This is a genomic window from Vibrio sp. 10N.286.48.F5 (genome assembly GCF_041469785.1).
Taxonomy (GTDB): domain Bacteria; phylum Pseudomonadota; class Gammaproteobacteria; order Enterobacterales; family Vibrionaceae; genus Vibrio; species Vibrio crassostreae_C.
Genome location: NZ_JBFRLG010000019.1, coordinates 16,470 through 26,118, shown reverse-complemented (window position 1 = coordinate 26,118; position 9,649 = coordinate 16,470). Strand labels below are relative to the sequence as shown.

10 protein-coding genes are annotated in these 9,649 nt (G+C 45.8%); all 10 read left to right on the top strand.

Going from position 1 to position 9,649, the window contains the following annotated elements; all coding sequences use genetic code 11:
• Positions 1-103: 103 nt before the first annotated feature.
• The 10 genes from AB4185_RS12645 to AB4185_RS12600 all read left to right on the top strand — a co-directional run bounded on the left by AB4185_RS12645 (position 104) and on the right by AB4185_RS12600 (position 9,608).
• On the top strand, positions 104-2,080 hold the full coding sequence (locus AB4185_RS12645; protein ID WP_372135513.1) for a bifunctional 2',3'-cyclic-nucleotide 2'-phosphodiesterase/3'-nucleotidase: 1,977 nt from the start codon (positions 104-106) through the stop codon (positions 2,078-2,080).
• Between the two features lie 283 nt (positions 2,081-2,363).
• The gene (locus AB4185_RS12640) at positions 2,364-2,951 is read left to right on the top strand and encodes a DedA family protein (protein ID WP_372115842.1); all 588 of its coding nucleotides are present in this window, start codon (positions 2,364-2,366) and stop codon (positions 2,949-2,951) included.
• Complete coding sequence (locus tag AB4185_RS12635; RefSeq protein WP_371725124.1) at positions 2,948-4,081, top strand: D-alanine--D-alanine ligase; 1,134 nt, start codon at positions 2,948-2,950, stop codon at positions 4,079-4,081. The genes AB4185_RS12640 and AB4185_RS12635 overlap by 4 nt, the downstream gene beginning before the upstream one ends.
• A gap of 19 nt (positions 4,082-4,100) precedes the next feature.
• A complete protein-coding gene (locus AB4185_RS12630) occupies positions 4,101-4,643 on the top strand; it encodes a hypothetical protein (RefSeq protein ID WP_032545608.1) in 543 nt (180 codons plus the stop codon).
• A gap of 2 nt (positions 4,644-4,645) precedes the next feature.
• Positions 4,646-5,395: an NRDE family protein gene (locus AB4185_RS12625; RefSeq protein WP_017058882.1), complete on the top strand. Its 750-nt coding sequence runs from the start codon at positions 4,646-4,648 to the stop codon at positions 5,393-5,395.
• Positions 5,396-5,407: 12 nt separating this feature from the next.
• Positions 5,408-5,845: a YHS domain-containing (seleno)protein gene (locus AB4185_RS12620; protein WP_102333018.1), complete on the top strand. Its 438-nt coding sequence runs from the start codon at positions 5,408-5,410 to the stop codon at positions 5,843-5,845.
• A 12-nt stretch (positions 5,846-5,857) separates the two neighbouring features.
• The gene (locus AB4185_RS12615; protein ID WP_102333017.1) at positions 5,858-7,612 is read left to right on the top strand and encodes a lysophospholipid acyltransferase family protein; all 1,755 of its coding nucleotides are present in this window, start codon (positions 5,858-5,860) and stop codon (positions 7,610-7,612) included.
• Positions 7,613-7,683: 71 nt separating this feature from the next.
• The gene (locus tag AB4185_RS12610) at positions 7,684-8,250 is read left to right on the top strand and encodes a Crp/Fnr family transcriptional regulator (protein ID WP_017067547.1); all 567 of its coding nucleotides are present in this window, start codon (positions 7,684-7,686) and stop codon (positions 8,248-8,250) included.
• Positions 8,251-8,307: 57 nt separating this feature from the next.
• Positions 8,308-8,760, top strand: coding sequence for a GNAT family N-acetyltransferase (locus AB4185_RS12605; protein ID WP_372135512.1), 453 nt, complete (start codon positions 8,308-8,310; stop codon positions 8,758-8,760).
• Positions 8,760-9,608, top strand: a complete 849-nt coding sequence (locus AB4185_RS12600) for a DMT family transporter (RefSeq protein ID WP_017058877.1) — start codon at positions 8,760-8,762, stop codon at positions 9,606-9,608. The genes AB4185_RS12605 and AB4185_RS12600 overlap by 1 nt, the downstream gene beginning before the upstream one ends.
• Positions 9,609-9,649: the final 41 nt, after the last annotated feature.

The window sequence follows — 9,649 nt, the reverse complement described above, 5'->3', positions numbered from 1 at the left end:
TAATCGATCTAAGTCACGAATTAACATTCGTTGTAATCATTGTTTCATTCGGTTTTGTTACATTACGCAACGAATTTTCTACTATCCACTTTGGAGCTACAAAATGAAAGTTGCAATGAAACCTTTGTCATTGGCTGTACTTGCGGGTCTTGGTTTGACTTTAGCAGGCTGCACAACAACACCAGATACCGATGAAGTGATTAAATTACGTGTCGTAGAAACGACGGATATCCATACCAACCTAATGGATTACGACTACTACAAAGACAAGCCATCGAAAAAAATCGGCTTAGCACGTACTGCAACTTTAGTAAAAGAAGCTCAAAGCGAAGTAACCAACAGCGTTTTAGTTGATAACGGTGACTTACTGCAAGGTAGCCCAATGGGTGACTACATGGCAGACAAAGGCATCGAAGCAGGCGAAGTTCACCCTGCATATAAAGCAATGAACCAACTAAGCTACGACGCTGCAAACCTAGGTAACCACGAATTCAACTACGGTCTTGAGTTCCTAGAAGAATCGATCAACGACGCTGATTTCCCATACATCAGTGCTAACGTTTACGACGCAGAAACTAAAGAACACTACTTCACGCCTTACATCATCAAGACGCACACGTTTGAAGATACTGCTGGCGTAGAGCACGAAGTAAAAGTGGGTTACATCGGTTTTGTTCCACCACAAATCATGACGTGGGATAAGAAGAACCTAGAAGGCAAAGTGATCGCTCGCGATATCATTGAGACGGCTAACGAGTTAGTGCCTCAAATGAAAGCGGAAGGCGCTGAAGTTATCGTTGCTATCCCTCACTCAGGCGTATCAACGGACCCATACAAAAATGGCGAAGAGAACTCAACGTTCTACCTATCTGAAGTAGACGGCATCGATGCGATCGCATTCGGCCACTCTCACGCAGTTTTCCCAGGTAAAGGTTTTGATGACATCCAAGGCATCGACAACGAAACGGGCACAATGAACGGCGTTGCGGCAGTAATGCCTGGTCGTTGGGGTAGCCACGTTGGTGTTATGGATCTAACACTTGCACAAAAAGACGGTAAGTGGGAAGTCGTTAAAGGCCAATCAGAAGCGCGCCCTATCTACGACAAAATCGAGAAGAAATCTCTTGCTGCAGCTGATGAAGGCATCGTAACAGCACTAGAAAAAGACCACGCTGGTACTCGTGAGTTTGTTAACCAACCGATTGGTAAAGCAGACGATGTGATGTACAGCTTCCTGTCTCTAGTACAAGACGATCCAACAGTTCAAATCGTTAACCTTGCACAGAAAGATTACGTTGAACAGTTCATCCAAGGTGACCCTGACCTAGATGGTACACCAGTACTTTCTGCTGCTGCGCCATTCAAAGCCGGTGGCCGTAAGAATGACCCAGCGAACTTCACTGAGGTTGAATCTGGCCAACTGACATTCCGTAACGCGGCTGACTTATACCTTTACCCGAACACGCTAGTTGCAATGAAGGTAACAGGTCACGAAGTAAAAGAGTGGCTTGAGTGTTCTGCTGGCCAATTCAACCAAATCGATGTGAACTCAACAGCACCACAACAGCTGATTGAGTGGGATAACTTCCGTACTTACAACTTCGATGTTATCGACGGTGTGGATTACCAAATCGACGTAACTCAGCCTGCGAAATACGATGCAAACTGTAAAGTGGTTAACCCTGATTCTCAGCGTATTGTTGGCCTAACTTACCAAGGTAAGCCAATCGACATGAAGCAAGACTTCCTGATCGCAACCAACAACTACCGAGCTTACAGCGCTAAATTCCCAGGCACAGGTGAAGACTTCATCGCATTTGATGCACCAGATGAGAACCGTACTGTACTGGCGAACTACATCTCTCGCGTAAGCAAAGAGCAAGGCCAAGTGAGCCCAACAGCTGACAACAACTGGTCATTCGCACCAATCAAAACGGATAAAAAGCTAGATATCCGCTTTGAAACGTCGCCAAGTGAGAAAGCGGCACAGTTCATTAAAGAGAAGGGTCAATACCCAATGAAACGTGTTGCCACTGACGATGTTGGTTTCGCTGTTTACCAGATTGACCTAACTAAATAGATTGCTTAAGTAATCCATAGTTAACCTTCTAAAGGCTGAGTTTAACGACTCAGCCTTTTTGTTTTCTTCTCAATATTCATGCAAAAATCTTAGGTTTCTAACCCTTTATCATCCTCTGATTCTGCACCGAAACCGCATAGTTCTAACCACTCATTGCATCCAATCAACACAAAAAAGCGCTAATTGTCTGTAAGTTTTTCTCTGCTCCTCGTGTCTATTTAATTTACTACACTCAATGAATGGTCATTAAGCCATTCATCTATAGGATAGAAAAGGACATTTGATGAGCACGGTCGAGAGCATTCAAGCATGGTTACATTCAGGGGAGGAGTCGCTGCTATGGCTGATGCTTGGCATTATCGCGCTTTCTTACCTGCTTGAAGATCTTGCGATTGTTACCGCTGCCGGTTTAGCCACTCAAGGGCTCATTCCTCCTCAATATGCTCTGCTTGCCATTTTCATCGGTATTGCCACAGGTGACTTGGGCCTCTACTACCTAGGAAAATCAGGACGTTACTTCCGAGGCGTTCGATATAAAGCCCTCACCAATAAGTACTTTCGTTCGCTTCGTACCAAATTACGCCAAAACGCATTCAGCAGCCTTTTTGCTATCCGCTTTATTCCTGGGCTACGCACCGTTGGTTTTACTCTGAGTGGCTTTTTCGCCATCCCACTGCCTACTTTCTTATTTGCCGTCATCAGCGCAACTGCGCTCTGGACTGGCATTGTCTTCTCTGCCATCTACTATTTAGGGACATCAGCCTGGCTGCAAGCCTCTGAATATCAATGGATCATCATCCCGTGTGCCATCGTTTTGCTGTTTATCGGCAATCGATTAATGAATAAAACCTACTCTAGAGGGCTATCATGAGTTCACCGCAAGATATTCGCATCATTCCCGCACATCAAATTAATGCAGGTATGCCTCTGCTTGAAAAAGATACCGTGCGAAGTGTCTCTCCTTATGAGTTTCTTCCGACTTGGTTCTTCTACACGCCAGTGGTCATTCAAAGCCTGATGCAAGGGTTACGGCACTTTGACTGGGCGCTGCCGCTCATCGCCAATCCGAGCATCAAACTCAGTGGCATGGTCGGCGAATCAAAACACGAGATATTAAGCCTTGCCGGATCTTCAAGTCAGCGTTGGATCTCACCGTTTATCACCCTAACCAAAACGGATCTCAGCAGTAAAAAACAAGCCGAAGACGCACGCAGCGCACTCATACAAACGGATCTTGATTTCCCGATTGTGGCTAAGCCGGATCTTGGCTGTCGAGGTGTCGGAGTTAAGCTGATCAACACACAAGATCAACTTGAGCAGTATGTTGAATCTTTCCCAAATAATGCTCGCTTTCTACTGCAGAAAAAGGCGCCTTATCAAGCCGAAGCGGGTGTTTTCTATGTTCGTTACCCAAACAAAAAGCAAGGCGAGATCATCTCGATCACACTCAAATACGCACCAATGGTGATGGGTGATGGCAAGTCGACACTCAAACAGTTAATTGAAAATAGCCCGCGCGCTGGGCAGCTTAGTCACCTGTATCTACCGAGACATGAAGATAAATTGGATCAAGTGCTCGCAGAGGGCGAAGAGTTCCAACTCGCGTTTGCAGGCAGCCATAGCCGTGGCTGTATCTTCCGCGATGGCAATCAATACATCACTCAGGCTTTAACCGAACGCTTAGACGAGATATTCGACGACTTCGATGGCTTTCACTTTGGTCGACTCGACGTCAAGTTTAAGGACATGCACAGCCTAATGAACGGCGAGGATTTCACGATTCTTGAGGTCAATGGCGCAAGCAGTGAGGCTGGACATATCTGGGATCGCAACACCCCATTGCGAGAGATATTTTCCACGCTACTTCTGCAATATCGCATTCTTTTTGATATTGGCGCTCAGCAAAAACAACGAGGCCACCAATCCCCTTCTTTCAAGAGCTTATTTGCGGCGTGGCAAGAAGAGCGACGTCTTGTTCAACAATATCCGACTACCGACTAACTTTTCACGAGGATCATGAATGAACCCCATAGCCCAGCCGAGCGCCCTTACTTCTTTCTCTCCTAGCATCAAGGGAGCGGTAGAGATATTGAATCAGGGTCTAGAGTTTTTGTTAGCGATTTCTGACAGCGATTACCTGACACGAGCAAAGCCACACGTTACAAGCTCTATCGGTGAACATACTCGTCACACACTGGATCTTTTTCACGCCTTGATTTTAAAAGAGGATGAGGCCGTTGATTACAACACTCGTCGTCGTGGTCATCCTGTCGAATACGACCGCTCTATTGCAGTCAAAGAGATCCACTATGTGATCAACTGGCTTGAACGATTAGACCGTCGAGATCTCGAAGCGCCTATCATGATCCAAACCGAGGTTTCGATGGATGCTCAAGTGTTCGCAAGCCTGCCTTCAACGCTCGAAAGAGAGGTCACCTTTGCCGCACTGCATGCCAATCATCATTACGCGATGATCAAGGTGATCACCACCTTCCTAGACGTCGAGACCTGCAACACCTTTGGTTATGCCCCAACCACCAACAGCTATCTGAGGGAGCAATAATCATGTGTTCAGTATCTTGGCTGCTTGAAGAGAATGGTTATCAGGTCTTTTTTAATCGTGATGAACAAAAGACGCGAGCACTGGCAATGCCACCCAGACAATATCGAGTCAACGGTGTCGATATCATTATGCCACTCGACCCAACTGGCGGCGGTAGCTGGATAAGTATTAATGAGTTCGGGCTTTCGCTATGCCTACTCAATAACTATCAAGGCACAGTGCCCGTTGGTCCTTTAGTAAGCCGCGGTTTGCTACTTAAAAACCTATCATCGAGTCGTAATATCAGTCAGCTATCTGAAGCGTTTCACAAGCTAGACCTACACTCTTTTGCCCCATTTACCTTGCTAGCTTTCGCGCCCAATCTAACCCAACACAATGGTCTGGTTATCGCCTACATGTGGGATGGTATTCAACAGAAAATAGTCGACACTGATTCTCCACTCTTCTCATCCGGTGTTGATTTAGAGCGAGTGCAAGCCTACCGACAAGCAAAATATGATCAGCTCATGGCGGCAGGTAAGAATCAACAGAACTTACTGATGTTCCACTCTCACCATCACAATGAGCAACCTCATTTAGCGACCTGTATGCATCGCGAAGACGCACATACCGTGAGCTTTACACACTTACGTAACCTGCATGGTCAAGCCTCTATGTTTTATGCACCCGGCTCACCATGCGAACCCATTAAACCATGTCAGATAAATCAGCAGCGCTTTACCTTTGATTTATCACCCGCAATCAATCTATAGATGGAGTCCATCATGAGAAAACTATTCACCATGGTTCTGCTACTTGTTAGCCCGTACGTATTTGCCGCCGATGAAATCTACACTGGTTTCTTTAGCAGTAAGGCGCTCGATGGCTACGATACCGTCGCATATTTCACTTCCGGTAAGCCCATTGAAGGCAGTAAAAAATTCAGCACTGAGTACAAAGGGGCGGATTGGTATTTCTCTTCTGAAAAGAATCTGACTTTATTTGTTAATAATCCTGAAAAATATGCCCCTCAATATGGTGGCTATTGCGCTTGGGCAGTATCAGCGAAGAGCGACTTTGCACCGAGTGACCCACATCAATGGACGATTGTTGATAACAAGCTTTACCTCAACTACGACCAAGAGATTAAGCAGCGCTGGGAACAAGACCAAGCACAGCATATTCAACAAGCCGATAAAGTTTGGCCGCAACTGATTAAGTAAGGTAATTTCATTATGATTGATAGTCCTTTTCGTTTACCACGTTACACGCCTTTTGGTTTAGGTGAGTCTGTTGTCGAGTGGGCAACTGGGCTATCTAAGCTAGACCGACTCTACCAAGATCGTAAAAACGAGTTATCTAGCTTCGAATTCATGAATTACACTCTGTCGGCGCTCAATATCGACTACTCGGTTGCATCGGGAAGCACGGAAAACATCCCGGAAGAAGGGCCTGTCGTGATTGTGGCGAACCACCCGCTTGGCGCCATCGAAGGCGTGATCCTTGCCGATCTCGTAGGATCAGTAAGAAAGGATGTGAAGGTGCTGGCCAATGAGTTACTTAAGCGCCTGCCTGAACTGGATGATCTTTTCATCGGTGTCGATGTCTTTAACAGTAAAGAATCGAAACGCACCAATGCCAAAGCGATTCGAGATGCCAATCGTCATTTGGCTGATGGTGGACTATTGATTGTATTCCCAGCAGGTGAAGTATCAAGCTACCGTAAAGGGGCAAAAACACTGACAGACATCGAGTGGAGCAAGTCGGTAGCGAAATTCGTCAAACGTCACCAAGCCACCACGGTACCTATCTTTATCAATGGCAAGAACAGTGAGCTTTTCTATCAAGCGGGTCGTGTTCATCCACTGTTGAGAACCGCTCTACTCGGGCGTGAACTTCTTAATAAACAAGCGACAACTATCTCTATCTCGATTGGCTCATCGATTCCGTATTCAGAGATAAAATCGTTTGAAAAAGAGATGGATATCGTCAACTACCTACGACTTAATACCTATCTAATGAGTCAACAAGATAGTCCGAACACGCCAATCCACGCGCCCTCTTTCGATACCCAAGTGATAGCGCCTATTCCACCAGAAGTCTTATCAATAGAGATAGACTCACTCCCTGAAGAGATGAAACTGCTCGAGCAAGGGAACTTTGAGGTCTACTGCACACCAAGCCAATCCATTCCTAACTTAATGCGCGAGATTGGTCGAGTAAGAGAAGAAAGCTTTAGAGAAGTCGGAGAAGGCAGCGGGCTGGCCTGTGATTTAGATGAGTATGACCTTTACTACCATCAACTGTTTGTGTGGAATAAAACCAAGGCAGAACTGGTTGGCGCGTATCGACTCGGTATGGTCGACAAACTCATCGCTGAGCACGGGCTTGATCAGCTCTACTCTCGTAGCCTGTTTAACTACAACCAAGAATTCATTGATACTCTAGAAAACAGCATTGAGCTTGGGCGATCGGTAGTAAGTAAACCTTACCAAAAGAGCCTGAACTCACTGTTACTATTGTGGAAAGGCATTGCGACCTTTGTGTCTCGTCACCCTCAATATACCCATCTGTTCGGCCCAGTCAGTATCAGCAATGATTACAGCCACAATGCGCGTCTGTTGATCGCGACCACGTTATCAATCCACCATTATGATGAGGAAAAGGCGAATTTGGTTTCACCTTCGTCACCACTCAATACCAGCAGTCATGTGTTCTGGCAAAATCACCTGCTCTCTTCACTGGCGAGTGTGCCTCTGCTCTCTAAAGTGTTAGCACGCATGGAGCAAGGTAAAGGCCTGCCGGTACTGCTGCGCCAATATCTAGGGATGAACGGTAAACTGGTGTGTTTTAATGTCGACCCATCGTTTAATGATGCCTTGGATGGCTTGATTGTGGTGAACCTTAAGAAGGTTCCATTGAAGACCTTAGGTAAATACATGGGCAGAGAACTTGCTCAAGATTACCTAGAGCAACACGCACGCCTCTGATTTATCCTGCTCTGTACCTCTCTCCAAATAAGTGCGATGATTTCAGCACTTATTTGGGATAGGTTATTTTCATGCACACCTCTTTTATCGAACAACTGCAAAGCTTCGACTTCTCTGAAAGCCAGATTGAATCTCTACTCGCTGTCGCCAAGCCACTTGAGCTGCCAACCAGACACATCTTGATCAATCAAGGTGAGATGGCGAGTTCAATCTACTTTGTACTTGAAGGCTTGTGCCATGCCTGCTACCTCACTGATGATGGTAAGCAATACAGCAAAGAGTTCTATTGGGAACAAGATTGGATCATCGGCTTTGAGAGTCTGATAAAGAACCAAGCCTCTCCTTACCTATTAGAAACGCTGACACCCATCACCATGTTAGAGCTGCCAATGAATGCGGTTATCGAGTGGCGTGCATCAAATAATCCTTTGTATTTAAAGCTGTTAGAAACACAACTGATGCATAAGGAAAACAAAGAACGCTTCATGCTGCTCTATACACCAGAGCAACGCTATCAGCTGTTCTGCGAGCACTATCCCGACCTTGAGCAGCGCTTGAACGACAATCAAATTGCAGCCTACCTAGGAATAACCGCAATCAGCCTGAGCAGAATTAAAGGTCGAATTAACAATAGTTAATGCCAACAATCATCACGCATAGTACATTCAGGGCATCGATAATCTCTGGATGTAAACATGATCACTTGGCACTCAATTCCTTTTTCTGAACTCTCAACACAACAGCTTTATCAACTACTTAAATTAAGAGTCGATGTATTTGTGGTTGAGCAAACTTGTCCTTATCCAGAGCTGGACGGTAAAGATACACTCGCAGGTGTTGAGCACCTGCTTGGTTATTCTGATGATGAGTTGGTTGCGTGTGCACGTTTATTACCACCAAGTACCTCTTACGACAACACCAGCATCGGCCGAGTCGCAACCAAGCAATCAGCAAGAGGTGATGGCTTGGGGCATCAATTAATAAAAGAAGCATTAACACGCTGCGAGGCTCTTTGGCCAAATACGGCCATTGATATTGGCGCGCAGCAACACCTAGAAAACTTCTATGCGAGCCACGGCTTCAACACCATCTCGGATATGTACCTCGAAGATGACATTCCTCATATAGACATGAGATTAGAAAAATAATGACGAATATCACTGCCGGTATTCTATTGTTGGTTGCAGGTAACTTGTTTGCCTCGCTTTCCGACGTAGCGGTAAAGCTGTTAAATGGCGAAGTACCGCCCTTACAGTATATTTTTTTCCGACAGTTGATATCTCTGCTCATCATCACCCCTTTGTGGCTACAGCAGAAAAAAGAACAACGGCGCTTACAGCAGGCTAAGGTAACCTTCATTCGAGGTCAGTTAATTCTGATCGGCAGTGGGTGCATGGTGGTCGCGATCACTCACTTGTCTTTGGCAACCGCCAACGCAGTATTTTATGTCGCGCCTTTACTGATGTTGCCGCTCTCAATGTTGCTATTGAAAGAGCAACCGGCACTCGGCAAGGTGATCGGCACAACCATAGGTTTTATTGGTGCATTGATTGTCTTGAGGCCATCACAATTTCATTGGGCGGCACTGTTTGCTTTGGGGACAGCACTCACCCTAGCACTATTTAATGTACTCGTAAGAAAGCTTCCTAGTGAGCAAACGGTGGTCACTACGCTGTGGTGGACAACCTTATTCTCTATTCCAGCCTCATTAGTACTGTGCTTCTTATACTGGCAGCCGGTGTCTGTGGAGCATTTGGGATACATAGCCCTGAGTGCGACGCTAATCTTAAGTTACAACGGCCTTGCGGTTGCTGCCTATCAAAAAGCACACTCTAGCCAAATTGCCTTGGCTGAGTATTCAGGATTGGTGTTTGTCGCGCTAATAGGTGCAATATGGTTCGATGAGATTCCGGATACATTAACCTTTATCGGAATCATGCTTATCATCTTGCCACTCGCCCCTTTCAAGCGACCAAAAAAAAGAGCTAATGCTTAGCTCTTTTCTATCGTTTATCTGTGTCTGGTGAAGCGCTTTAA